Raw genomic sequence first — 23,830 nt, 5'->3', positions numbered from 1 at the left:
AGCAGGGACGGGCCAAAACCTCTCAGGGCCTCGTAAGACTCGGCGCCGCCGTGGTCGCGTTCGGTTCCGGTCGGGGAAGGCCAAGGCCGCGCTGAACTCGGCGCCGACGCTGTCACGTTCTGTCTGTGTCGGGGACCGATGGACGGGATCGACCTGGGGCGATTAAGGTGGCGGCGACGGATGAGCGCTGCCGGTTCGGCGCTCGGGGCCTCCCGATAGCACGACGACAGGCGAATTCTCTATGGCACAACTCTTCGAACAGTCGAAGAAGGTAGTCGAGGCTCATCTCGCGAACTCGAGTATTCGCGCGATCTCCGGTTCGATGGTCGCCTACGAGGGCGCCGTACAGTTCAAATCCGCCGGGTTCGGCGGTGGCGAGGGCGTACTGGCCGGGATGAAGCGCCGGGCCACGGGCGAGAAGCTGTCGCTGATGGAATGCGGTGGTCAGGGCCGGGTTTTCCTGGCGGTCAACGGGCAGTACGTCTCGGTGGTCAACCTGAACAACGAAACCCTGCAGGTCGAATCGCAGCAGCTGCTGGCCTTCGCCGGAAACCTGCGCACCGATGTGCGTTTCGCGGGTGTGCGCGGCGCGTCCAGCGGGCAGGGGCTTTTCACCACGACCGTGAGCGGTCAGGGGCAGGTCGCCTTGCTCTCGGCGGGCGGGCCGCTCATCCACCTCGAGGTCTCCCCGCAGTTCCCGCTGGTGGTGGACCCGGACGCGTTCGTCGCGGCGCGCGGCAACCTCAACCAGTCGTTCGTCACCGATGTCTCCTGGCGGTCGGTGCTGGGACAGGACGGTGGCGAAGCCTTCTCGCTGCGGTGGGACGGTCAGGGCGTGGTCTCGATCCAGCCGGCGGAACGGTAGGACATGTTCGAGAAAATCAACTCCAAGGTCGTCAAGGTCGACGTCGGCGCGGCGGGCGGTGTGGTCGCCCGGGCCGGCGGCATGCTCTTCTACACCGGCGATGTGTCCTTCGCACCGCACGAGATACCGGGCGGCGGCGGGATGGGCGGTGGCGGCGGGCTGGTGCGGATGGCGGGCCGGATGATGGCCGGGGAACACCAGCGCACCATGCTCGCCCAGGGCACCGGGCAGGTCCACTACGGGTTCGCCGGACTGGAAGTCCAGGTGGTGCCGGTACAACCGGGTGCCATGCTGCAGGTGGAAGCCTCCCGCTTGCTCGCCTACACCGCCGGACTGCAAACCTCGGTGGTCTCGGTGATGAGTTCCGGTGGGGGCGGCGGCGGGGGCGGTCTCATGGGCGCGTTACGTGGCGCGGCCTCCGGTGCGCTCACCGGCCAGGGCATGTTCACCACGCAGATCTCCGGGCACGGCAGTGCGGTACTACTCGCCCACGGCGGCTATCTCGAACTGCAGGTCGGCGGGCCGAATCCGGTGGTGGTGGATCCACAGGCGTTCATCGCCTCCTACGGCAACGTGCAGACCGAGTTGAAGACGGCGATGAGCTGGCGCGACGCGGTCGGGCGCGGATCCGGCGAGGCGATGCAATTGCAGTGCGCCGGCCAGGGCATCATCTACGTCCAGGCCTCGGAGGAGAAACTGTGAGCGAGATCCTCAGCCCGATGACGCTGGGCGAGAGCGACAATATCCCCGGCAACAGCTACGCCTACTGCATCGACCTGGTGAAACCCTGGTTCATGCGCAAGGGCGCGATGATCGCCTACTACGGCCAGATGCGATTCCAGATGCTCACCCACGGATTGCAGGGCCAGCTGCTGCACATGGTGGCGAACCAGTTCTCCGCCCCGCTGTTCACCGGCGACTACGTGGTAGCCGAGGGGCAGGGCAAACTGCTGATCGGCGATCGCGGCTACGACATCAACTCCTACGATCTCGACGACGGCAACCTCACCATCCGGGCGGCGAACCTGCTGGCATTCGAACCGGGGCTGTCGCTGAACCAGTCGATCGTGCCCGGTTTCCTCACCCTGATCGGTACCGGGAAGTTCCTGGCGTCCTCGAACGGGCCGGTGATCTTCGCCGAACCACCGTTGCGGGTGGACCCGGAATCCCTGGTGGGCTGGGCCGATTGCCCGTCGCCGAGCCATCATTACGACCAGCGCTGGGTGTCGGGCTTCCTGGCGGCGGGCGCGGCGGCGTTCGGCGTGAATTCCGGGGAGGAGCGGCAGTTCGATTTCACCGGCGCCGGTACGGTGCTGATCCAGTCGAGCGAGAAGGTACTCAGCGACCACGCTGTGATCCGCACGATCGAAGGGCAGTTGCAGAGCGGGATCACGGTGCCCGGCCTGCAGCGCTTGCAGGGTGTGATCGCGCAGCAACTGCAGGGTCAGCAGGGGTACTGACCGGCAGGCCGCCGCCCCAGGCATCGACCGAGTGGGTCGGTGCCGATCGGTGGGCCGATAGACACGCCATGCCGCCGTGTCCGATTCGTCCGTGTAGGAAAAGGACCGCCGCCCGGGCAGACTTGGCCCATGCTGCATCTGCGGGTGATGACGCCGGCCGAACTCACCGACGACGTGCTGAGCATCCTCGAAGCCGACGACGCGGTCAGCGGTTTGGCCGTCCTGCGCGGAAGCGCGCTACGACCCCCCGGCGACCTGATCCTGGCCGATCTGGCGCGGGAAGCCGCCAACGATATCGTCGAGAAACTCCGGGCCACGGGCCTGCACCACCACGGCAGTATCGAACTCGAACCGGTGCGCACCTGGATGTCGCTGTCGGGATATCTGGCCGAGATGCGGACCCCGGGCTACAGCGCCGACTCGGTGGTCTGGGCGGACGTGACCCAGCGCTCCTATGAGGAAACCGAACTCAACTGGACCTACCTGAGTTTCATGACACTGGCCACGGTGCTCGCGAGTATCGCGATCGTGGTCGATTCGCAGGTCCTGGTGATCGGGGCCATGGTGCTGGGCCCGGAGTTCGGCGCGATCGCCGCGCTGGGTGTCGCGCTGGTGCGCCGCCGGGGGGCCTTGCTCGGCCGCGCGATCGCCACCTTGCTGACGGGTTTCGCGGCGGCCATCTTCCTCGCCTTCCTCGCCGCCCTGGTTGCGCGCGGGCTCGGCTGGATCACCGTCGACGTGGTCACCGGCGAACGCCCGGAGACGGCGTTCATCTACACACCGGACAAATGGTCGTTCGTGGTGGCACTGATCGCCGCGGCCGCCGGGGTGCTCTCGCTCACCTCGGCCAAAGCGGGTGCACTGGTGGGCGTATTCATTTCGGTCACCACCGTGCCCGCGGCCGGGAATATCGCGCTGGGTCTCGCGTTCGGCGCCGGGTCGGCGATCTGGGGCAGCGTGCTGCAACTGGTGGTGAACCTGGCCGGAATGGCGCTGGCCGGCTGGGCGACGCTGGCATTGCAGAACCTCGTCTGGTCTCGAATCTCGTTGCGGCGGGCGCGAACCGTCGAGCGGGCACGCCGCCGTATGCTCTGAGCCCGGACTCGCGGGGCCGGGCCGCCCGCCCGTCGCCCTCGACCTCGTCTCGGTGCGGACGCTCCGGGCCCGCGATCGGCCAACTACCGGCCTGCCCGGCCTGGTGACCCGGCGCCGTTACCACCGAGTTCGGCGGCGCGGGTGACCGTGGAACCGAACCGCACGGTCCGCCGGACTCCCCGCACAGGGCTAACCGGTGGGTTCGGCGACGCGTCCCGGCACCGCGGCGGTGAACCAGTCGATGATCTCCTCCCCCGCCAGGATTCCGGTGGCGGAGGTGATTTCGATACCGGGGCGGGTCCAGCCGAGTTCTTCGAGTTCACCGTGGCGCGGCCGGATCCCCCGGTCGGCGGCCCTCAGCATTTCCGCGTCCAGTGCCCCGTCGCCGGCGGCGAGTGTCGGTGCCACCGGATCGAGGCGACCGGTCGCGACGAGCCGTGCCCGGACCTCGGCCACGGCCCGGCTCTTGCACACCGCCGTGGGCATGGTGTAGATCTTGCGACCCTGCCGCGAGGCCGACCAGCCGCGCGGCCTGCACCAACTGTCCCATTCGGCCAGGAAATCATGTGGCGTGCGGGCAAGATCCACCACCAGGTAGCAGAACAGATCATCGGCCTCGCGGTATTTCAGCACCCAGGAATCGTCGATCCGGTTGCGGAGCGCGGCCCCGATCTCGGCGAGGGTGGCGCCGCCGGCCCGGACGGCGATATCGACCGTTCGCCGCCACTGCGCATCGGGTACGCCGTCCACCAGGATGTTTCCGCCGTTACTGGTCACCGCGAACGGCCACGGCGCACCGGGGAAGCGAATCCGGTCGAACTGCGCGATGGTGCGGGTGGTGGTGGGCAGTACGGCGGCCGCCGCCGCGAGTTCGGTCATCGCGGCCGCGGCGGTGACGGTCATATACGACAGTGGGGCACCGTCGAGATGTTCCACGCAGACCGTCTCGGGCGCGGCGGCCGCGAAGGCGTTGCGCGAGTAGATCATCGTGCGATCCAGGTCGGTCGCGATCAGCACCGGTTTCGGGGAAGCCATCTAACGCCGCACATCCTTGATCAAACCCATACACGAATAGGCCAGGTCCGGTACGACCTCCACCGGCACGCCGCGGGCCTGCGCCAGCAGCCGGATATGCGCGTGCTCGGGGGCGTCGGCCGCGCGCACCAGCACCCGCCACGGCACTCGCCGCAGCAGTACGCGGGTGGTCTCGCCGACCCCCGGTTTCACGAAGTTCACGCTTTCGATGCCGTATTCGGCGCGCACCCGCTCCACCGACGCCCAACCCGCCCAGGTCGGGGTGCGGTCGGTGGTGCGCAACTGCGCGACCTGCGCGGTCACCTGATCGCGGACCGCATCGAAGGCCGCGGTGACGGTGTCGACGAGCCGGCCGGACACATCGTCGGCGGCGAGATCGGCATAGAACTTCGCGCCGTGGAAATCGTGCGGGCCGATCAGGTCACGGTTCAGCACGGTGCGCGACACCAGCCCGGAGACGGTGGAGTTGAGGCAGGCCGAGGCGATCAGGAAATCGTCGCGGGTGCCGTAGGTGCGCGCACAGTGGCCGGGGTCGGCGAGTACGGCGAGGTCGTCGTCGAATCGGGCACCGCCGGCCGCGTGGTAGGCGTCCAGTGCCGCGGTGAGTTCCTTGGCGATCGCGCCTTTACCGGTCCAGCCGTCGACGAACACCACCGCGGCGGGGTCGTGCTGCCCGGCCAGATAGTCCAGGGCCACCGCGTCGATTCCGCGGTCGCGCACGATCGAGACCGCGTAGTGCGGGATATCCAGTCCGGGCCGGGACCCGTGGCCGGTGGCGAGCCAGCGGCGGATCAGGATGCCGATCGGCGTACCCGCCCGGGCCAGTGAGGCCAGCACGATCCCGGTACCGCGTTCGGCGACGACCAGTTCGGCGACGGTCCCCACCGCGAGAGCCAGCCGCTGCGCGCTGTCGGCGAGCACCCGGTCGAACAGCTCACGATAGGCGGCGTCGGGCTGGTACTCGATGGGCAGCGATTCGGCGTAGTGCGCGATCCCCGCCTGGATCCGCTCTTCGCGATAGGCGAGATCGGCCTCCAGTTCGGCGCCGGACAGATCCTTCAGCAACCACGCCACATCCTCCGGTGCGTAGGAGCCGAAATCGGGCCCGTACAGCGGCCGGGGACCACCGGCTGCACCAGGCAGCCCGGAAACGGTTGTCCCGGTCGGCTCGGCCGCTGCCGCCCGGCTCGGCGCCGCCACGGCCGTCCCGGTCCGCTCGACCACAGCCGCACCCGTCGGCTCGGCCACAACCGCCCCGTGCCGTGCCGGCACCAGTTCCGGTCCCGCCGCAGTGGGAGACGCCGACCGGTTATCGACACCGGTCCGGGTGGCCTCGAGAACGCTCGGATCGGCACCGGGAAGAACCGCTACCAGCACATCCGAACCCGCGGCGGTCAGTACATCCACCAGCCCGCCGGGCGCGTGCAGCAGCGCGCTGTCGCCCGGCGTGTCGACTACGAAAACCAGCACCGGATCGGCGGTGTCGTCGCCGGGCCAGCACGCGTTGTACAGGAATCGCGGCTGCTCCTCGCCGGGTTCGGGGGCATGGAACCGGAACCCGCGCCGCAGCGGATAACCGGGCTCGTCCAGGACGTAAGCCGGTGAGCGGGTGGTGGTCTGGTATCGCACCGCGATCCCGTATTCGGCCAGCGACACCGCCAGGCACAGCGGCAGATACATCAGTTCCTCGTGGGCGAGCACGATCACCGGGCGCCCGGCGTATTCGGTGATCAGCTGGTCCCGCAGGATTTTCGCGACCCCCGCGCCGGCCTGTTCGAACGCCGCTCGGTCGGTGCGCAGGAAGCCGTGCCGGCCCCCCTCGGGTACATCCGCCGGCCAGGGCAGCTCGAGCCGCGCCGTACCGCCACGCGCTTCCGCGACCGGATTGAGTTCGGCCTCCGGCAGGTCCAGCACCCTCCCGACCAGATCCGCCGGCAGCACGGTACTGCCCGTGGCCAGGCAGACGGTATCGATGCGCGCACCCAGCCCGGCGGCCACCTCGGCGAACCGGGCCCGATCGGCGTCGGTCCGCATATCGACCAGTGTGGCCAGCACATAGTGAGTGCGTGGCGCGAATTCGTGCAACGACGCGATCGCGTCCAGCGCGGTGTTGCCGGTGGAAATCTCGTCGTCCACCAGCACCAGCGGTAACCCGGCGGTGAACACATCACCGGGCATCGGCTGCAGCAGATGCGAGGTGGCGTGCGAATGCCCCTCCTCGAAACCGGTCAGTGTCCGCGCGCCCGGTACGGAGCGACGGGTGGAATGCAGATAACAGGCGGCCTCGATCCGGGTCGCGACGCAATGCCCGAGGCCGGTCGCGGTCTCGGCGAAACCGAGGACGACGGCGTCCCGCTCGCCCAGCACGGCACGCACCAGATCGCCGAGCCGGTCACCGGCATCTCGCACCACCAGCGGATCGGTCGGCAGATGTTTACCGAGCACGGTGGACACCAGCAGATGCGCGCGCCGCGGATTCTTCCGCAACCCGGGCTGCAGCAGATCGGTGACCGCGAGGGCCGGGGGTAGCGCGTCGGAAAGATCGCCGTGCCGGAAGTATTCGCGATGCCGCAGCTCGATCCCCAGTGTGCGAGTAGCCCAGTACTGCGGCCCCGACTCGCTCATGCTCATACGGTGACCAGCGCTGACAGTAGGTCCACGAAGGACACCCCTTTCTTCGCGACCCCGAACACGCGGGCGCGCGCGAGGGTGTGCACGGCCCAGCTGCGGTGTGGCCGCATCTCGTTCATCTTGTTGCGATAGCCCGAAGCGGCGACCCCGCCGACCTCCACCTGCAGAATGTCCAGGGCATCGGTGTACTCCTCGTGCGTCACCACCGAGAGCGCGTGCACCGCCGCCACATGGGACGGGTGGATCACCGTTTTGCCGTGGATACCGTTGGCGCGGTCCAGGGTTATCTCGCGCAGCAGGCCGTCGAGATCGCGGCTCACCAGATAGCTGCGGAACGGCACCGCATCGGATTCCTCGAACGGCGCCGTGCGCAGCAGTGGGCGGAACATGCGCTCGTGGTCGGCGAAGTACTCCCATACCGGTCCGGTGATCACGAAACCCGTTCCGTCGGCGCGACCCAGGTAATTCACGATATCGGCGATGACATCGGCGATCACCCGCACGTCGTAGATGGTGAGGTCGCGGTCACGGCGGATACCGAAGGTGGCGCACATATCGGTCGCACCGATCCGCACCGCCAGGATGCGTTCCCGATGCTCGGCGAGCAGCGTCGCGATCTGGGTGAGTTCGGAATCCCGGGTCTGCCGGTGCACCAGCGCCGCCGATTCCAGCACCGGCATACCGTAGAGCGGCCGGTCGGGTCGTGCGGCGACCGCCGTGGCCAGCGCGGCAAGGTATTTCGGTGCCGACGTGCTGTCGAACTTGGGAAAGACGAAACCGGTGAGCACCTCGGCGCCGGCACCCAGCTGGTCGAGCAGTTCGGGCACGGTATCGGCGTCACGCACCCGGACGAACAGCAGCGGGTTCGGGTCGCGGCGCCGCGCCAGCTCCTCGAGGGTCCGCACGGCCTGCTGTTTGGCGGCGGCGACCTCGTGATCGGCGACCGCGTCCTCCAGGTCGATCACCATCGAACACACACCGCGCTCGGCACGTCGCACGATCGTCGCGGTCAGGTCATCCCGGGTCGCCGGAACGTACAGGGTGGCGCCCAGCGCCAACGCCAGCAGCTCCCGATCGGCGTCGTCGTCGATCGGTTCGGGCAGCCGATGGAACAGGGCCCGGGCATCCGGACCCTGTAGCTGCCGGAAATGACGGCGTGGTACCCGTTTGTGCAGGGAAACTTCCTGCCGGATGGCCATGCCTGCGGTCATCGATCCCCCGTCTCATCCTCGTTGTCCCGGTTGTCTGCGCATTCGTTCCACCACACCGGCAATGAATTCGGTGATGGTGTCGAGTTCGTTCACATAGGCCCAATAGTCGGGGTGCCGCCCGGTGAGCGACGCGGCGACCCGGTCGAGCCGCTCGACCTGAGCGTCGAGTACCGAACCCCATTCGGCCACCAACCCCCGGGAAACAGCGAGCATCTGCGCGTCCCGGAGCCGGAACCGTACGGCCTCGGCGCGTTCACGCGGATCGTCGCGCACCGCTCGCAACTCGGTCAGCCGTTTGGTGACGGCATCCACCAGTTGTTCGGCGTCGGCGAGATGGCCGCGCGCAGTCGTGGTCAGGTCAAGGGCCGGCTCCGGGTTGTGCTCGGCCGCGGCGGCACGTGCTCCGGCTAGGGCGGCTTCCGCGGCGGTGATATGACGCTGGCTTGCGCGCTCATTCTCGGCCAGATCGGCCGAACTCGCAGCATTGAACTCGCGCAACAAGGCAGAGTACGCCGGACCCAGCCGTTCGGCGCGGGTACGTACCGCCGCGATGCGGGTGGTGACCGAGGCGAGGGCGTTACGGGCCGCGCCTTCCCGAGATGGGGCTTGCGCCAACGCTTCCGACAGCTCGGTGGTGGCCGCGCCCAACTGGTTCGCCACCGCCCGCACCCGGCCCCGTTCCTCGGCCGGTACGACCTCGAGTGTGACCATTGCCTCATCCACCCGGGTGGCCGCGGCCCGCACCGACGGATAGGCGGCGTACTCGGATTCGGCGGCCTGCCCGCGGACCCGCGCCGCCTCGGCGGTCACCTGCGCGACCAGGTCCGGCACCGTCCGGTGCACCGCCACCGCCTCGTCGAGCCGGGCGCGGTCGCGGTGATAGAACCGGTCCACTTCCTGTGCGGCCGCCTGGAGTTGCCGAACCACGGCATCCGCCCGGTCCTGCCGTCCCGGAATCCGGCCCCCGGATTGTTCGGCCTGTTCGATTTCGGCGGTCAGCGCGAGATAGGCCTCACCGGCGGCGTAGCACTGTTCCCGCACCGGCGCCCAGCCCCGGCCCAGCTCCCGTTCGGGAAAGATCTCCTCGGAGGCGATGGTGGCCGCATCGGCGGCCGATTGCCGCCGGTCCATATCCAGGAACGCCGTCGTCAGCGCCGACCGTGCCTGTTCGAACCAGGGATCCTCCCCCGACCGGAACCATCCACGCCTGCGGCCTGCCACAGACCCGATGGTATGAGATCGCGGACCGATACGCCCCGGCCACCTGAGCGCGCCAGGCCCGGGGGGCGGTAGCGGAGCGCACCATATAGGGCCCGCGCCCGGGCGCCATCGACTCGGCCCGATCTCGCAGGTGCAAGAGGGGTTCCGGGCTCGAATGGACGCATGACGCTACGCAACTCCACCGAAAACCACTACTGTCGTTTCCGTACCCGGCGATTTCGGACATGCTGGGAATCGCAGACAACTACGAAAGGGAATCCCGCATGGGTGTCAGTTTGTCCAAGGGCGGCAACGTCTCGCTGAGCAAGGCGGCTCCGGGGCTCACCGCGGTCGCCGTCGGCCTCGGCTGGGATGTGCGCACCACCACGGGCACCGACTTCGACCTCGACGCCAGCGCGATCGCCACCGGAGCCGACAAGAAGGTCGTGTCCGACCAGCACTTCGTGTTCTTCAACAACCTGAAGTCGCCCGAGGGCACCATCGAACACGTCGGCGACAACACCACCGGTGAGGGCGAGGGCGACGACGAGGTGATCAACGTCGACCTGGCGAACACCCCGCCGGCCATCGAGAGCATCTTCTTCCCGGTCTCCATCTACGAGGCCGACAGCCGCTCGCAGTCCTTCGGCCAGGTGCGCAACGCCTACATCCGCGTCGTGAACCGCGCGAACGGCGAAGAGCTGGCCCGCTACGACCTCTCCGAGGATGCCTCCACCGAAACCGCCATGGTGTTCGGTGAGCTGTACCGCAACGGCGCCGAATGGAAGTTCCGCGCCATCGGGCAGGGCTACGCGTCCGGCCTGGCCGGTATCGCCCGCGACTACGGTGTCAACGTCTGACGATCCGCACCTCCGGGTAGCGTGAGGGGGTCCGGCAACGGGCCCCCTCATTCACGCCTCCCCAACGAGGCGGAGGGGACAAATTGGACAAAACGGCGGTCGACGGTAACGCTGGTGACAAGAGCGGTAACGCTGGTGACCAGAGGTCCCCGGGGACCGCCGACCAGGTTTCTCGTTAACGGCCGGGATACCGACCGCAGTCCGGCCACCGCACACGAAAGGTCCCAGAGTGGTCCTGCGAATATTCGGTTTCTCCATAGTCGTCACAGTGCTGTCGCTGATAGTGGCGTTCCTCTACGGCGGCCCCACCGCCTTGGCGCTCTGCCTCATCCTCGGCATCCTCGAAGTCTCCCTCTCGTTCGACAACGCCGTGATCAACGCCACCGTCTTGGAAAAGATGAGTGAGTTCTGGCAGAAGATCTTCCTCACCATCGGCATCCTGATCGCCGTCTTCGGTATGCGGTTGATCTTCCCGCTGGCCATCGTGTGGATCACCGCGGGCCTCAACCCCGTCGAAGCCTTCGATCTGGCGCTCAACCCGCCGCCGAACGACGCGGCCACCTTCCCCGACGGCAGCCCCAGCTACGAGACCCTGCTCACCGACGCGCACCCGCAGATCGCGGCGTTCGGCGGCATGTTCCTCGCGATGCTGTTCCTGAACTTCATCTTCGAGGACCGGGAAGTCAAGTGGTTGTCCTGGCTGGAGCGCCCGCTGGCCAAGGCAGGCAAGCTGGACATGGTGTCGGTGGTCGTGGCAGGAATCGGCCTGGTGCTGTCGGCGGAGTTCCTCGCGCACGACGACACCCGCTCCACCGTGCTGCTGGCCGGTCTGCTCGGCATGATCCTCTACATCGCGGTCGACGGCCTGGGTTCGATGTTCCACGTCGAGGAACAGGCCGAAAACGCGTCCGGCGGCCCGTCCGAGCTGGCCAAGGCCACCGGTAAGGCCGGGTTCTTCCTGTTCCTCTACCTGGAAGTTCTCGACGCCTCGTTCTCCTTCGACGGTGTGATCGGCGCGTTCGCCATCACCGCCGACCCGATCATCATCGCGCTGGGCCTGGGCCTGATCGGCGCCATGTTCGTCCGGTCGATCACCGTCTACCTGGTGCGCAAGGGCACGCTGAACGAATACGTGTTCCTCGAGCACGGTGCCCACTGGGCGATCGGCGCCCTGGCGCTGATCCTGCTGATCACGGTCGGCGATATCCACGTCCACGAACTCGTCACCGGTCTCATCGGTGTCGCGTTCATCGGCGCCGCGGTGATCTCCAGCATCCGCCGCAATCGCAAGGAAGACGAGCCGAAGGAATCGGCGACCCCGGAGCCCACTCCGGTCGCCTGACCCGATATCGAACAGCCGAAACCGCGGGAGCGGACCGTCACGGTCCGCTCCCGCTGTCTTTCCCTGACGCCACGGCCGCGATCTCCACCATGCAGCGACCTGCGTCCTCACCGAACGGGTGTCCGTTGCAGCAATCGCGGCGTACCGCACGGCGACAGCCCCGTACGCGAGCGGGCAGTAGCATGCGCGGCGTGGACAGGAAACCTTCGCGGGAGCCGGCTCTGTTATGACGTCCGCCTCCCGCCCGACCCGCGGCCCGCGGCAACGCCTCAGCGAGGAGCAGCGCCGGAAGCAGATCATGACGGCGGCAATCGAGGAGGTCGCCGAACGCGGTTACGAGGGCGCGTCGCTGACCCGGATCGCCCAGCGCGCCGATGTGGCCAAAGGATTGATCTGGCACTACTTCACCGGCAAAGAAGACCTCATGGCGGCGACGGCGAAGGCGACGATGGAGACTTTGCGGCAACATATCGTCGACGAACTCGACCTCGATGAGCCCGTGCCGAACATCATCCGCGCCGCCCTGCGTGCGGCCGCCCTTCAGGTGCGCACCCGGCGAAACGAATTGGTCGCGCTGAACCGCATCGTGCACAACCTGCGCCATCCGGACGGCGGCGAACAGGTGACCACCGACTTCTACGACGCGACATACCAGGGGCAGGAGGAACTGTTCCGTCGCGGGCAGGCCGAGGGCAGTCTGGGTCGTTTCGACACCACGGTCATGGCGGTCACCTACCAGGGCTCGATCGACATCATGCTCGCCTACCTCGAAGAACATCCAGAGGTCGAACCGCACGACTACGCGGCGCGACTCGCAGACATCCTGCTCGGTGGAATGCAGACCAGGAGCTGACGCGGCGGAGGTCGCCAGAAAGCCGGATCAGCACCGGGCACAGGTTCCGTTCGACTATTGACCATACGGTCAGTTACTATTGACCTTATGGTCAATTTTGTGGGTTCGCCCGGTTCCGGCGGGTTGCAATGAACCCGCCCTCCCGCGCAACCGACTTGGGCCCGGCCGACGGCGCGCCCCGCCCACAGCGCGCGATCGTCATGAGTCTGGTGGTCAACGCAGCGGCGCCGATCGCGGTGTTCTACGGATTGCGGGCTGCCGGGGTCAGCCATTGGTGGGCACTGATGCTGGGCCTCATTGCACCGGCCGCCGCGACGGTGTACTCGGTGGTGACGAAGCGGCGGATCGACATGCTCGCCGGCCTCGTCATGACCGTCCTTCTGCTCAGCGTCGGACTCTCGTTCCTGACCGGCAGCCCGAGGACTCTGCTGGCGCGGGACGGCTTGATCACCGCGGCGGCAGGCGGCTGGATCCTTCTCACACTTACGCAGACGCCGTACTATCTGTCCGCCCTGCGGCTCTTCACCGGCGACTCGTTGCGCGAGCAGATCAACGTCGCATGGCGTGACAAGCCGCCCTTTCGGCGGGTTGTGCACGTGGGCACGGTGATCTGGGCTTGCGCGCTGCTACTCGACGCGGCCACCACAGTAGTGCTGGCCTACACAATGCCGGTCGACAGCGTCCCCCTGATCGGCGCGCTGAAGCTGGTGGTGCTGATCGTCCTCGCGGAGGTGAGCAGTCAGGTGTACTTTCGGCGCAACGGCGCACCGTACCTCTCGATCGAACCTCCCGCCGCCGAACAGAGTGGGGCGGGCCGATGACCGAACGCAGATACGTCGTCACCGGCTCGGCTTCGGGTATCGGTGCCGCCACTGCGGCAATCCTGCGTGACCGGGGTGCCCGGGTCATCGGCTGCGATCTGAACGACGCGGATATCATCGCCGACCTGTCGACACCGGACGGACGCCGCTCACTGGTCGATCAGGTGGCGAAGTGGGGTCACATCGATGCGGTACTCGCGATAGCCGGCGGCGGCCGGACCGGGCTCCTCGAGACGAACTACTTCGGTGCGGTCGCAACCCTCGAAGGGCTGCGGCCTCTCCTGGCGGGCAGCCAGGCGCCCCGCGCTGTTGCCGTGTCCTCGACCGCATCACTGGCGCCCGCGGACGAACGAATCATGCGGGCCTGCGCCGACGGCGACGAAACCACCGCAACAGCACTGGTGGACGCCGACCCCGCCCTGCGCGATTACGCCTACGGCATCGCCAAGCGCGCCCTCAACGGATGGGTGCGCCGAGTCGCTCCGACACCCGAATGGGCAGGCGCCGGCATCCCGCTCAATGCGGTGGCCCCCGGCGTCGTGGACACCCCGGCCGCCGCCTGGATCTTCGCCGACGACGCAGTACGCACCGCCGTCGAGGCCGCCGCGCCACAACCACTCGGCGGCTTCCCGGGACACCCGGAATGGGTCGGGCACCTCATCAGCTGGCTGGCGGGACCGGAGAACTGCTTCGTCACCGGCCAGGTGATCTTTGCCGACGGCGGCGCCGAAGCAGCATTGATCGGGGACCGCCCCTGGCATGCCTGACGCTTTCGCCACCCGCCATGCACGACTTACGACTCGGTCGACGAGGCAGTCAGCAGACCGGCCGGGACTTCGAGGTCCGGCAGCCCCGCGTAGTCGGGCAGTTCGACGCCGTTGACCGCGCGCTCCACCAGCTCGGCGAACCACTCTCCGGTGAAATCCGCAACCGGGAATTCATCGGTGGCGCTACGGCTGTAGGGGCGTCGATATTCTTATGCGTGACATAACTACACGCCGTGTCCACGATGGGAACCGTATGCCCGCTTACGTCATCGTCAACGTCGAGGTGCTCGACGAGGAGGCCGGATGGGCCTACGCCCCGGTGGCCCAGAAGTCGATTCTCAGTCATGGCGGCCGCTATCTGGTCGCCGGTCCCACACCCGAACCCGTCGAGGGCACCTGGGATTCACCCCGGATCCTCGTCATCGAGTTTCCCGATATGGATCGGATCCGGCAGTGGTACGACTCGCCCGAGTATCGGCAAGCCCGGCAGATCCGGGAAGGTAAAGCCCGGGTACAGATGCTGTTCACCGAGGGCTCCCCGCCCGAAGGGTTCTCGCTCCCGGCCTGATCGCGGTCAGCGGAGGAGTGAGAGATCCGTCAGCCGCGGGCCATATCGACGAACCGCGAAAGATGCAGCTGGTGCGCGACGGTGATCGTCGCGGTCGGCCCGTTACGGTGCTTGCCCAGGATAAGGTCCGCTTCACCGCCGCGCGGATCGTCTCGTTCGAACGCGTCGGGCCGGTGCAGCAGGATCACCATATCCGCATCCTGTTCCAAAGATCCCGATTCACGCAGGTCAGAGACCTGCGGACGCTTATCGGTCCGCTGTTCCGGACCACGGTTGAGCTGACTGATCGCAACCACCGGCACCTCCAACTCCTTGGCCAGGAGTTTGAGGTGCCGGGAGAATTCGGAGACTTCCTGCTGCCGTGATTCGACCTTCTTACCGGAGGTCATCAGCTGGAGGTAGTCCACCACAACAAGTTTCAGGTCATGCCGCTGTTTCAGCCGCCGCGCCTTCGCCCGGATCTCCATCATTGTCAGGTTCGGGGAATCGTCCACGAACAGCGGCGCTTCGCTGATCTCACTCATCCGCCGCGCCAGCTTGGTCCAGTCGTCGTCGCTCATCCGCCCGGACCGCATATCGCCGAGCTTGATCTTCGCTTCGGCCGAGAGCAGGCGCATGACGATCTCGGTCCGGCTCATCTCCAGCGAGAAGATCACGCTCGCCAGCCCGTGCCGAATCGAGCAGCTGCGCATGAAATCCATACCGAGCGTGCTTTTGCCCACACCGGGCCTGGCCGCGACGATGATCATCTGGCCGGGGTGCAGGCCGTTGGTGATCTCGTCGAGTTCGGAGAAGCCGGTGGGGACGCCGAGGGAGATTCCACCGCGGGAGGCGATGGAGTCGATTTCGTCCATGGTCGGCTGGAGGAGGTCTTCCAGGGGGAGGAAATCCTCGGAGGTCCGGCGTTCGGTGACCTCGTAGACCTCGGCCTGGGCCCGGTCGACCACCTCGGCCACGTCCTGGCCGTCGGCGCCGGCGTAGCCGTACTGGACGATGCGGGTGCCGGCCTCCACCAGGCGGCGCAGGATGGCCTTCTCGGCGACGATTTCGGCGTAGTAGCCGGCGTTGGCGGCCGTGGGGACCGTCTGCGTGAGAGTGACCAGATAGGGGGCGCCGCCGATACGTTTCAGTTCGCCGCTACGATCCAGCCCGGCGGCGACGGTGACCGGGTCGGCCGGTTCGCCGCGGCCGTAGAGGTCGAGGATGGTGTCGTAGATCGCCTGGTGCGCGGGGCGGTAGAAATCGCCGGAGCGCAGCACCTCCACCACGTCGGCGATGGCGTCCTTACTGAGCAGCATGCCGCCCAGTACCGACTGTTCGGCGGCCATATCGTGCGGCGGCTGACGCCCGAAGTCCTCACCGGGCGGCTCGGGTGGGAAGTCCGTGTGCCCGCGGTCATCGACGACTGCCATCAGACTCGACCGTCCTCTCCTCCAGACCGGACGCACCCTTGTGCCGATTGGTTCTACCGCATGGGTCCGACAGACTCGCCGGTACGGGAAGTGTCTGTGACCAGTGATCAGACATCCCAGCTATCACCCAGATAGATCCGTTCCGCCGGGTTGCGGCGGGGCTTTGACGATGGTGCTGCGATGAACCTAGGCGAGGTTCTATCCACATGCCAAACGGACCTGTGGACAGACCTGTGGATAACCTGGGGATAGTTCACCCCTGGTTGTGCACAACTTGTGGAGAACTTGGGGAAAACGCAGGTCAGCCGCCAAAAATCCCCAGCTAGACCGGGATTTTCCCCGTCAACACAGTGTGGATAAACAAAGTATCGGCGTGTCGGTGCCGATGAACAGCCGGGCGTGTTGAGTTAACGGGCGGGCGAACAGATATGAGCTACGTCACAATACATCCGGTTGGTTTTGTGATTGATCCACAGGCTTCACATCCTGTGGATAACCCGGACACAACAAACCGGACGCTTGCGATACGACCACACGCGCCGATTCGTAGACGAACGACAGCTATCAGCTGGCTAACATCCCCCGTAGAACAGAGCACAGCGACCGGAGATCACGCGACTGCGTGACCTCCGGTCGGAGCGTGCCGAGACCGCGGTCAGCCCGCGGCCACGACCTCCAGGGCGAATTTCGCGGCGACATCAGGGTGCAGATGCACCGTGACCTGATGCTTACCGGTCGCCTTGATATGCGCCTTCGGCAGTTCGATGCTGCGCTTGTCCAGCACCGGCCCACCGGCCGATTTGATCGCCGCGGCGACATCGGACTGGGTCACCGAACCGAACAGCTTGCCGGTGCCGGCGGTCTTGACCGACAGCGACACCGAGTCCAGGTTCTCGATGGCCTGCTTCAGTTCGTTGGCATGGCCGAGATCGCGCACCCGGCGGGCCTCCTGGGCCCGGCGGATTCCCTCGACCTGCTTCTGCGCACCACGGGTGGCAACGATCGCCAGCCCACGGGGCAGCAGGTAGTTACGGCCGTAGCCGTCCTTGACCTCTACGGTGTCGCCGGGAGCGCCGAGATTGTCGACGTCGGCAGTCAGGATGAGCTTCATATGCTTGACCGACCTTTCTCAGCGAGCCGTCGAGACATAGGGCAGCAGCGCCATCTCACGCGAGTTCTTCACCGCGATGGCGATATCGCGCTGATGCTGCACGCAGTTGCCGGTGACCCGGCGGGCGCGGATCTTACCGCGCTCACTGACGTACTTACGCAGCAGCGGTGCGTCCTTGTAGTCGATATTGACAGGTCCGGTCTTGCTCTCTTTGCAGAAAGTGCAAGCCTTCTTCTTGAGCACCTTTTCGCGCGCCGGTGCCTTGGCCATTTTCGTTCACTCCGTATTCTTGGCGACCCGCCGACGCGGGTCTGTGCGGGCCGTCTCAGAACGGCGGTTCATCGTCCATCCGGCCGCCCCCGAAGGAGCCGGCCGCGGGCGCGCTACCCCACGGGTCTTCCGCTGCGCCCTGTTCGGAACGTCCACCGCCGCTGTTGCCGGCGTTGTAGTTTCCACCACCACCGCTGTTGGAACCGAATCCACCACCGCCACCGCCGCGGCTGGTCTTGTTGACCTTCGCCGTGGCGTACTTCAGCGAAGGACCGACCTCGTCGACCTCGAGCTCGACGACCGTGCGCTTCTCACCCTCGCGGGTTTCGTAGGAGCGCTGCTTGAGCCGGCCGCTGACGATCACCCGGGAACCCCGGGTGAGGCTTTCGGCGACGTTCTCCGCCGCGTCACGCCAGATATTGCACCGCAGGAACAGTGCCTCGCCGTCTTTCCATTCGTTGGTATTACGGTCGAAGATGCGCGGTGTCGACGCAACGGTGAAATTCGCTACCGCCGCGCCCGCGGGCGTGAATCGAAGCTCGGGATCGGCCGTCAGATTTCCGATGACCGTGATGACGGTATCGCCTGCTGCCATGGTGGGTTCCTCCTGCTCGGTGTGCAGTCCGAGTGCACTCGCTGTTGCGCTAGAGCCTAGAGACAGGCTCCGACGAAACGGCGGTACCGCCGGAACTACTTTTCGTTGCGCAGAACCTTGGTGCGCAGCACCTGCTCGTTGAGACCCAGCTGGCGGTCGAGTTCGCTCACCGTGGCGGGCTCGGCGGTCAGATCGATAACCGCGTAGATGCCTTCGGCCTGTTTGCGGATCTCGTAGGCGAGGCGCTTACGGCCCCAGATATCGACCTTGTCGATTTTCCCGCCCTCGGTCTTCACAACGTTGAGCATATTGTCCAGGGACGGCCCGACGGTGCGCTCGTCCATGCTCGGATCGAGGATGACCATCACTTCGTAATGACGCACGAACCAATCACCTCCTGTGGTCTGTGATCGGCCACGGACGTTCCGTGGCAGGAGGTCGTCGCGTCAGCAACCGGGCAAGAGTACCTGAGGGGGCGGATCACCGCGAAATCGATCCCCGCGGTTGTACGGGCCCCGGCCACTAAGGTGATCGGTATGTCGATCGGAGCGGCCGCGCGCGCGTTCGCGAGCGGTCGCGTTTCCCGGCAGACGGCGGTGACCGCGGCAGTTTTGCTGTGCGGAATCACGCTCGCGGTGGCATTTCTGAACAAGGCCCGCTGTGCGGGTGCGCCGTTTCGCGCCGACGGTCGCAGTGTCGCTTTCGATTACGTCAAGGACGCCTGGGTCTGCTATTCCGATATCCAGTTCCTCTGGCTCGGCCGCGATATCGATCAGCATATTTTTCCCTACGTTCACGGCGGGATCACCGCCGACGGTGCACTGACCGGCGGGGCCGTGGAGTATCCGGTGCTCAGCGGCCTGCTGATGTGGCTGGGCGCGCTGGGTGCGGACAACGATGCGATGTTTCTGCTGCAATCGGCACTGTTGCTTGCGCCGTTCGCCCTGCTCACCGCCTGGCTGCTGGCCCGGATGGCGGGCCGGGCCGCCCTGCTGTGGGCGGTGGGGCCACCGCTGGTGCTCTACGCGTTCCACAACTGGGAACTGCCGGTGGTGTGCACGACGGTGGCGGCGATGGGGGTGCTGACGCTCGCCCGGTGGCCCTTGCGAACCCGGGCGGTTTGCGCGGCGGTCCTGCTGGGACTCGGTTTCTGTTTCAAGATCTATCCGGCGATTTTCGTGGCGCCGCTGATGCTGTATGTACTGACCGGCGGTGAACGCGGGCGCGCCGACACCGGCCGGACCCGGCTCGATATCCGTGGTGCGCTGTACACCGGTGCCGCCGCGGCCGCGACGGTGCTGGTGGTGAATTTGCCGTTCGCGATCGCCGGCTACGACGGCTGGCGGGCGTCGATCGAATTCCAGCAGCAGCGGCAGGCCGATATCACCACGAATTCGATCTGGTTCTGGGGGTTGCGGCCGCTGTTCGGCACGGACCGGGTGGGCACCGCGGCTTTCGCCGATACCGTCGCGATCGCGTCCCCGGCGCTGATCGCCGCGTCGTTCGTCCTGGCGCTGTGGACAGGCCGGCGGCGCTATCTCGAAACGGGCGTCTACCCGTGGATCGGTGTCAGCGGGGCGATGCTGTGCGGGTTCCTGGTTTTCCACAAGGTGCATTCCCCGCAGTACACGTTGTGGCTGATTCCGTTCCTGGTGGTGCTGGCCGTGCCGTGGCCGGTGGTGTGGAGTTATCTGCTCGCCGATATCGCGATCGGGGTGGGCGTGTTCCGTTACTTCTATGCGATGGGCACCGGTCATTCGATCGAGGCGATGGAGGCGGTGGTGCGTTTCGGTGTCTGGGGCCGGGCCACCCTGCTGATCTTCCTGTTCACGCTCTTCCTGAAGGTCCCGGTGCGGGTGCCGCGGGAGGGGCTGGAGCCGCCGGGTGCGCGCGGTGCGGTCCGGGGGCCGGCAGCGGCGAATAGGTTCCAATAAAACTAGAACGTGTTACATTCAAGGTATGGCACCTGCCGGATCCCTGCGTACGCGCGGCCCGCACCCACGGCACGCGGCGCATTCGGGTCCGCCGGGTGACAGCGGCCGGATCAGCCGCCGCGCGGCAATTATGTAACTTGTTCCAGGCATAGGGAGACCAGCAGCGCCATGCGTACCGATATCTGCGACCGGCTGGGGATCGAGTTCCCCATCTTCGCCTTCACCCACTGCCGCGATGTGGCGGCCGCGGTCAGCAACGCCGGCGGTCTCGGCGTACTCGGCGCGGTCGGCTTCACCGCCGAACAGCTCGAGGTCGAGCTGGCCTGGCTCGACGAACACGTCGGCGACAACCCCTACGGTGTCGACCTGGTGATCCCCTCCAAGTACGAGGGCAAGGGCATCGAGGGCCTGACCCCCGAACAGCTCGAGGCCGAACTCGTCAAGCACGTCCCGCAGGGCCACCGCGATTTCGCCGAGAAGATCCTGGCCGACCACGGAGTGCCGAAGCTTCCGGAGGACGAGGTGCACCCGCAGCTGCTCGGCTGGACGGCGACCACCGCCGCTCCGCAGGTCGAGGTGATCCTGAAGCACCCGAAAGCCAAGCTGGTCGCCAACGCGCTGGGTACCCCGCCGCCGGAGTTCGTCTCCCAGATCCAGGAGTCCGGGCGGCTCATCGGCGCGCTGTGCGGTTCCGTCAAGCACGCCATGAACCACAAGAACGCCGGGCTGGACTTCGTGGTGTGCCAGGGCACCGAAGGCGGCGGCCACTGCGGTGAGGTCTCCTCGCTGGTGCTGTGGCCGCAGGTCATCGACGCCGTGGGCGATCTGCCGGTGCTCGCGGCGGGCGGTATCGGCGACGGCCGCCAGGTCGCGGCCGCCATGGCGATGGGCGCCGCGGGCGCCTGGACCGGCTCTATCTGGCTCACCGTGGAAGAGGCGAATGTGCCGCCCGCGCAGATGCAGAGCTTGATCGACGCCACCAGCAACGACACCATCCGGTCCCGCGCCTGGACCGGTAAACCGGCCCGGATGCTGCGCAACGACTGGACCGACGCGTGGGCAGCCGAGGACACCCCGGACCCGCTGCCCATGCCGCTGCAGATGATGGTCGCGCTCGACGGTGTGAAGCGCGGTCACCGCTACCCGGAGGCCGCCAAGGATGTGAACTTCAACCCGGTGGGTCAGATCGTCGGCATGATGAACAAGACGGAGCGCTCCGCCGATGTGATGAACCGTCTCATCGAGGAGTACGTCAACGCCTGCGAGCGCCTGAACAAGCTCAACGACGCGGGATAAAGGCGACGCCGGTGCGCGGGGCACGAAAGGCCCCGCGCACCGCCAAGTGGACTCGACGAGCCGAACCCCCGCGCCGACGGAGTCGGCGCCGAAAACACAGCCCCTCAGGCGGTTACGGCGTGGATTTCGGGCTGGCCCTGGGTGTCGACGAGTTCTTCGAAGCGGGCGATGACCTTGTTGTGGTAGATCCCGAACAGATCCTCGAAGAGTGCGAGCTGGGCGGGTGACGGTCCGGATTCCGATTCCCAGACCGCGATCAGTGCCCGCCAGACGAGCACATGTAGGTCGGCGGCGCCGGCGAAATAGGCTTCGACCGCTTCCGGTACCTCGAGCACCATTTCGCCGATCGAATTCAGGATGGCGCGTTGCATACTCGATTCCAGGGCGACCAGTAGCCGCCGGACGATACCGATTTCGATGGCCAGGATGCGGCGGTGATCGGGAACGTCGGTGCGGGCCAGGGTTTCGAGGGCGTCGACTTCGGCCTTCAGTTCGGCGAGATCGAAGCCCGCGGCCACCGGGCCGCCGGGCGCCGCACCGGTGTAGGCGAGGAGCGCATCCAGGATGATCCCGCGTTCGACCTCGACGATATCGCGGAACATCTCGATCGCGACCTCGGGCATCGGCACGGAGAACCGGAACAGGTGCCGGTACACATCCAGGCCGCCGGCCGAGCGGACCTCGCGGATGGTGAAACCTTTACCGCGCCGCGCCTCGACGAAACCGTAGGATTCGAGTCGGCCGAGCGTGAGCTGGGCGGTGGCCCGGTTCATCTCGAATTCGTCGGCCACCTGACGCACCGAGGGCATCAGTTCACCCGGTTGGTATTCCCCCGCGGCGACCCGCCGCGCCAGTTCGTCGGCGACATCGGCGACCACCGTGCGGGACCCCATGGATACACCTCTCTCGGCAGCTGTTACGTCCCAGACAGTCTATGCACAAATATGTCGGGCTGCACACGAGAACAGGCGAAATCCCGGCGCGGATGAAACATATATGAGCGAGTGGCGACCGGAAATCGCCGCCGAGGGTCACCATGGAGACGTCTGGCTCATCTGCGATGGATAGAGTGTGAGCGTGTCAGAGTCGCAGCGTTACCACCGGGGGCCCTGACTCATGCCCGGAGGCACAGTATGAGCAGTCGACGCGATCCCGGCGCACCTCCCGTGCGACCGGCCCTGCGCAGCGCCAAACTGATGGCGCTACCGGTCGCCTACGCGGGACGGCAGGCCGCCGGTGCAGGCCGCCGGGCGCTCGGCCGGCCGGCGCACGAGGTGAACCGCGATATCCAGACCCGCACCGCCGAACACATGTTCGCGGTGCTGGGAGAGCTGAAGGGTTGTGCGGCCAAACTCGGCCAGCTGCTGGCGGTCTACCAGCTGGCCCTGCCGCGTGATCTGGCGCCGCCCTATCAGGTGGCACTGGCCAAGCTGCAGGATTCGGCACCGGTCATGATGCCCGCCACGGTGCGGGGTGTGCTGGCCGAGACCTTCGGACCGCAGTGGCGGGAATTGTTCCGCGAGTTCGATGATCGGCGGGCGGCGGCCGCTTCGATCGGTCAGGTGCATCGCGGGGTCTGGCACGACGGGCGCGAGGTCGCGGTGAAGGTCATGTACCCGGGTGCCCGCACCGCGGTGGAATCGGATCTGGTGCAGTTACGGCGGGTATCGATCCTGGCGTCGGTGCTGCTGCCGGGCGCCGATGTGAAATCGGTGACCGAGGCGTTGTGCGAGAGCGTGCGTGCGGAGCTCGATTACGCGGGGGAAGCGCGCAATCAGCGGGCTTTCGCCGCCGAATACCGCGACAGCGCCGAATTCCGGGTCCCGGAGGTGCTCGAACAGCGCGGCGATGTGCTGATCTCGGAATGGCTGCCCGGTGTCCCGGTGTCCCGGATCATCGAATCGGGTAGCCGGGAGCAGCGCGACCGGGTCGGCGAGTTGATGATGCGTTTCGTCTTGACCCGCTGGGAACGGCACGGATTGCTCTATTGCGACCCACATCCCGGCAATCTGCGGCTGCTACCCGACGGCCGGCTCGGAGTGGTCGATTTCGGCGCGTGCGCGCCGTGGCCGCATCCGGGGTTCACCGAGATGACCGTGCAGATGTGTGACGCGATTTTCAACGGCGGGCCGGCGGCGCTGGAATCGGCTGTACGCACGCACGGGTTCGCGCTACCCGGGCGGGATTTCGACGCAGCGGCGCTGGCTTCGGCGCTCTCGGCGTGTGGTGAACCGGTGCGCCATGAGCGTTTCCGGTTGACCACCAGGTGGTTTCGGAAGCAGGTGCTGCGCGTCACCAGTCCACGGTTGAACAATGTGATGCGCGAGCTGACCCTGCCCCCGGACTGCACGCCGTTCGTGCGGGCCGGGCTGACGATGCTGGGGACCTTGAGCCAGCTGGAGGCCGAGTGCGACTATGCCGCCGAGTTGGTCCGGTCGGTCCCGGAACTCGCCGGGGTATTCGACACCATGCGACGCACTTCGAGCGCCTCCGCCCAGTAGGCC

23 protein-coding genes are annotated in these 23,830 nt (G+C 66.9%); 13 read left to right on the top strand and 10 right to left on the bottom strand.

The annotated features are described in order from the left end of the window. Positions 1-241 precede the first annotated feature (241 nt). From ACQEVO_RS31210 to ACQEVO_RS31195, 4 genes are all read left to right on the top strand, one after another. Positions 242-865, top strand: a complete 624-nt coding sequence (locus ACQEVO_RS31210; protein WP_432920001.1) for an AIM24 family protein — start codon at positions 242-244, stop codon at positions 863-865. 3 nt (positions 866-868) lie between these two features. Beyond that, positions 869-1,567 (top strand): AIM24 family protein, encoded by a 699-nt coding sequence (locus ACQEVO_RS31205; RefSeq protein ID WP_432920000.1) that lies wholly within the window; start codon positions 869-871, stop codon positions 1,565-1,567. A 17-nt stretch (positions 1,568-1,584) separates the two neighbouring features. Beyond that, positions 1,585-2,325 carry an AIM24 family protein gene (locus tag ACQEVO_RS31200; RefSeq protein ID WP_432923206.1) on the top strand — a complete coding sequence of 247 codons (741 nt, stop codon included), beginning with the start codon at positions 1,585-1,587 and terminating at the stop codon, positions 2,323-2,325. A 129-nt stretch (positions 2,326-2,454) separates the two neighbouring features. Next, positions 2,455-3,420, top strand: a complete 966-nt coding sequence (locus ACQEVO_RS31195) for a DUF389 domain-containing protein (RefSeq protein ID WP_432919999.1) — start codon at positions 2,455-2,457, stop codon at positions 3,418-3,420. Between the two features lie 189 nt (positions 3,421-3,609). Here the strand turns inward: ACQEVO_RS31195 and ACQEVO_RS31190 are convergent, their stop codons facing one another. The 4 genes from ACQEVO_RS31190 to ACQEVO_RS31175 are packed head-to-tail and all read right to left on the bottom strand — an operon-like array spanning position 3,610 to position 9,518. Continuing rightward, positions 3,610-4,455, bottom strand: a complete 846-nt coding sequence (locus ACQEVO_RS31190) for an HAD family hydrolase (protein ID WP_432919998.1) — start codon at positions 4,453-4,455, stop codon at positions 3,610-3,612. Continuing rightward, complete coding sequence (locus ACQEVO_RS31185) at positions 4,456-7,080, bottom strand: phosphoribosyltransferase (RefSeq protein WP_432919997.1); 2,625 nt, start codon at positions 7,078-7,080, stop codon at positions 4,456-4,458. Between the two features lie 2 nt (positions 7,081-7,082). Further along, positions 7,083-8,297, bottom strand: a complete 1,215-nt coding sequence (locus ACQEVO_RS31180; protein WP_432919996.1) for an HpcH/HpaI aldolase/citrate lyase family protein — start codon at positions 8,295-8,297, stop codon at positions 7,083-7,085. 12 nt (positions 8,298-8,309) lie between these two features. Next, entirely contained in the window at positions 8,310-9,518 is a 1,209-nt protein-coding gene (locus ACQEVO_RS31175; protein WP_432919995.1) for a hypothetical protein, read from the bottom strand. 263 nt (positions 9,519-9,781) lie between these two features. Between ACQEVO_RS31175 and ACQEVO_RS31170 the strand changes: the two genes are divergently transcribed. From ACQEVO_RS31170 to ACQEVO_RS31145, 6 genes are all read left to right on the top strand, one after another. Further along, positions 9,782-10,357 carry a TerD family protein gene (locus ACQEVO_RS31170; protein WP_432919994.1) on the top strand — a complete coding sequence of 192 codons (576 nt, stop codon included), beginning with the start codon at positions 9,782-9,784 and terminating at the stop codon, positions 10,355-10,357. 229 nt (positions 10,358-10,586) lie between these two features. Next, positions 10,587-11,699, top strand: coding sequence for a DUF475 domain-containing protein (locus ACQEVO_RS31165; protein WP_432919993.1), 1,113 nt, complete (start codon positions 10,587-10,589; stop codon positions 11,697-11,699). A 226-nt stretch (positions 11,700-11,925) separates the two neighbouring features. After that, positions 11,926-12,552, top strand: coding sequence for a TetR/AcrR family transcriptional regulator (locus tag ACQEVO_RS31160; protein WP_432919992.1), 627 nt, complete (start codon positions 11,926-11,928; stop codon positions 12,550-12,552). Between the two features lie 128 nt (positions 12,553-12,680). Continuing rightward, positions 12,681-13,373, top strand: a complete 693-nt coding sequence (locus ACQEVO_RS31155; protein WP_432919991.1) for a VC0807 family protein — start codon at positions 12,681-12,683, stop codon at positions 13,371-13,373. Further along, positions 13,370-14,140 carry an SDR family oxidoreductase gene (locus tag ACQEVO_RS31150; protein WP_432919990.1) on the top strand — a complete coding sequence of 257 codons (771 nt, stop codon included), beginning with the start codon at positions 13,370-13,372 and terminating at the stop codon, positions 14,138-14,140. Before ACQEVO_RS31155 ends, ACQEVO_RS31150 begins: the two co-directional genes overlap by 4 nt. Positions 14,141-14,393: 253 nt before the next feature. After that, positions 14,394-14,708 carry a DUF1330 domain-containing protein gene (locus tag ACQEVO_RS31145; RefSeq protein ID WP_432919989.1) on the top strand — a complete coding sequence of 105 codons (315 nt, stop codon included), beginning with the start codon at positions 14,394-14,396 and terminating at the stop codon, positions 14,706-14,708. Between the two features lie 29 nt (positions 14,709-14,737). Here the strand turns inward: ACQEVO_RS31145 and dnaB are convergent, their stop codons facing one another. The 5 genes from dnaB to rpsF form a co-directional block, all read right to left on the bottom strand. Further along, on the bottom strand, positions 14,738-16,120 hold the full coding sequence (gene dnaB, locus ACQEVO_RS31140; RefSeq protein ID WP_432919988.1) for a replicative DNA helicase: 1,383 nt from the start codon (positions 16,118-16,120) through the stop codon (positions 14,738-14,740). A 655-nt stretch (positions 16,121-16,775) separates the two neighbouring features. Continuing rightward, positions 16,776-17,231, bottom strand: a complete 456-nt coding sequence (gene rplI, locus ACQEVO_RS31135; protein WP_432919987.1) for a 50S ribosomal protein L9 — start codon at positions 17,229-17,231, stop codon at positions 16,776-16,778. An 18-nt stretch (positions 17,232-17,249) separates the two neighbouring features. Further along, a complete protein-coding gene (gene rpsR / locus ACQEVO_RS31130; RefSeq protein WP_033246575.1) occupies positions 17,250-17,501 on the bottom strand; it encodes a 30S ribosomal protein S18 in 252 nt (83 codons plus the stop codon). 55 nt (positions 17,502-17,556) lie between these two features. Beyond that, positions 17,557-18,096, bottom strand: a complete 540-nt coding sequence (locus ACQEVO_RS31125) for a single-stranded DNA-binding protein (protein ID WP_280400827.1) — start codon at positions 18,094-18,096, stop codon at positions 17,557-17,559. Between the two features lie 95 nt (positions 18,097-18,191). Then, entirely contained in the window at positions 18,192-18,479 is a 288-nt protein-coding gene (rpsF, locus tag ACQEVO_RS31120; protein ID WP_432919986.1) for a 30S ribosomal protein S6, read from the bottom strand. Positions 18,480-18,632: 153 nt separating this feature from the next. Between rpsF and ACQEVO_RS31115 the strand changes: the two genes are divergently transcribed. Both ACQEVO_RS31115 and ACQEVO_RS31110 read left to right on the top strand, forming a co-directional pair. Beyond that, positions 18,633-20,030, top strand: a complete 1,398-nt coding sequence (locus ACQEVO_RS31115; protein WP_432919985.1) for a hypothetical protein — start codon at positions 18,633-18,635, stop codon at positions 20,028-20,030. A 168-nt stretch (positions 20,031-20,198) separates the two neighbouring features. Then, on the top strand, positions 20,199-21,326 hold the full coding sequence (locus tag ACQEVO_RS31110; RefSeq protein WP_432919984.1) for an NAD(P)H-dependent flavin oxidoreductase: 1,128 nt from the start codon (positions 20,199-20,201) through the stop codon (positions 21,324-21,326). A 104-nt stretch (positions 21,327-21,430) separates the two neighbouring features. Here ACQEVO_RS31110 and ACQEVO_RS31105 read toward each other — a convergent pair whose 3' ends face one another. After that, positions 21,431-22,219: a GntR family transcriptional regulator gene (locus ACQEVO_RS31105; protein ID WP_432919983.1), complete on the bottom strand. Its 789-nt coding sequence runs from the start codon at positions 22,217-22,219 to the stop codon at positions 21,431-21,433. Between the two features lie 240 nt (positions 22,220-22,459). Between ACQEVO_RS31105 and ACQEVO_RS31100 the strand changes: the two genes are divergently transcribed. Then, positions 22,460-23,827 carry an ABC1 kinase family protein gene (locus tag ACQEVO_RS31100; RefSeq protein WP_432919982.1) on the top strand — a complete coding sequence of 456 codons (1,368 nt, stop codon included), beginning with the start codon at positions 22,460-22,462 and terminating at the stop codon, positions 23,825-23,827. Positions 23,828-23,830 lie beyond the last annotated feature (3 nt).

This window comes from Nocardia sp. CA-290969 (genome assembly GCF_050936135.1).
GTDB lineage: Bacteria > Actinomycetota > Actinomycetes > Mycobacteriales > Mycobacteriaceae > Nocardia.
The sequence above is the reverse complement of the archived record's forward strand: the minus strand, read 5'-3'. Positions and strand labels throughout refer to the sequence as shown.

Coding starts and splice junctions, on each gene's coding strand:
- ACQEVO_RS31210 (WP_432920001.1), top strand. CDS start 242: ATGGCACAACTCTTCGAACAGTCGAAGAAGGTAGTCGAGGCTCATCTC.
- ACQEVO_RS31205 (WP_432920000.1), top strand. CDS start 869: ATGTTCGAGAAAATCAACTCCAAGGTCGTCAAGGTCGACGTCGGCGCG.
- ACQEVO_RS31200 (WP_432923206.1), top strand. CDS start 1,585: ATGACGCTGGGCGAGAGCGACAATATCCCCGGCAACAGCTACGCCTAC.
- ACQEVO_RS31195 (WP_432919999.1), top strand. CDS start 2,455: ATGCTGCATCTGCGGGTGATGACGCCGGCCGAACTCACCGACGACGTG.
- ACQEVO_RS31190 (WP_432919998.1), bottom strand. CDS start 4,455: ATGGCTTCCCCGAAACCGGTGCTGATCGCGACCGACCTGGATCGCACG.
- ACQEVO_RS31185 (WP_432919997.1), bottom strand. CDS start 7,080: ATGAGCGAGTCGGGGCCGCAGTACTGGGCTACTCGCACACTGGGGATC.
- ACQEVO_RS31180 (WP_432919996.1), bottom strand. CDS start 8,297: ATGACCGCAGGCATGGCCATCCGGCAGGAAGTTTCCCTGCACAAACGG.
- ACQEVO_RS31170 (WP_432919994.1), top strand. CDS start 9,782: ATGGGTGTCAGTTTGTCCAAGGGCGGCAACGTCTCGCTGAGCAAGGCG.
- ACQEVO_RS31160 (WP_432919992.1), top strand. CDS start 11,926: ATGACGTCCGCCTCCCGCCCGACCCGCGGCCCGCGGCAACGCCTCAGC.
- ACQEVO_RS31155 (WP_432919991.1), top strand. CDS start 12,681: ATGAACCCGCCCTCCCGCGCAACCGACTTGGGCCCGGCCGACGGCGCG.
- ACQEVO_RS31150 (WP_432919990.1), top strand. CDS start 13,370: ATGACCGAACGCAGATACGTCGTCACCGGCTCGGCTTCGGGTATCGGT.
- ACQEVO_RS31145 (WP_432919989.1), top strand. CDS start 14,394: ATGCCCGCTTACGTCATCGTCAACGTCGAGGTGCTCGACGAGGAGGCC.
- dnaB (WP_432919988.1), bottom strand. CDS start 16,120: ATGGCAGTCGTCGATGACCGCGGGCACACGGACTTCCCACCCGAGCCG.
- rplI (WP_432919987.1), bottom strand. CDS start 17,231: ATGAAGCTCATCCTGACTGCCGACGTCGACAATCTCGGCGCTCCCGGC.
- rpsR (WP_033246575.1), bottom strand. CDS start 17,501: ATGGCCAAGGCACCGGCGCGCGAAAAGGTGCTCAAGAAGAAGGCTTGC.
- ACQEVO_RS31125 (WP_280400827.1), bottom strand. CDS start 18,096: ATGGCAGCAGGCGATACCGTCATCACGGTCATCGGAAATCTGACGGCC.
- ACQEVO_RS31115 (WP_432919985.1), top strand. CDS start 18,633: ATGTCGATCGGAGCGGCCGCGCGCGCGTTCGCGAGCGGTCGCGTTTCC.
- ACQEVO_RS31110 (WP_432919984.1), top strand. CDS start 20,199: ATGCGTACCGATATCTGCGACCGGCTGGGGATCGAGTTCCCCATCTTC.
- ACQEVO_RS31105 (WP_432919983.1), bottom strand. CDS start 22,219: ATGGGGTCCCGCACGGTGGTCGCCGATGTCGCCGACGAACTGGCGCGG.
- ACQEVO_RS31100 (WP_432919982.1), top strand. CDS start 22,460: ATGAGCAGTCGACGCGATCCCGGCGCACCTCCCGTGCGACCGGCCCTG.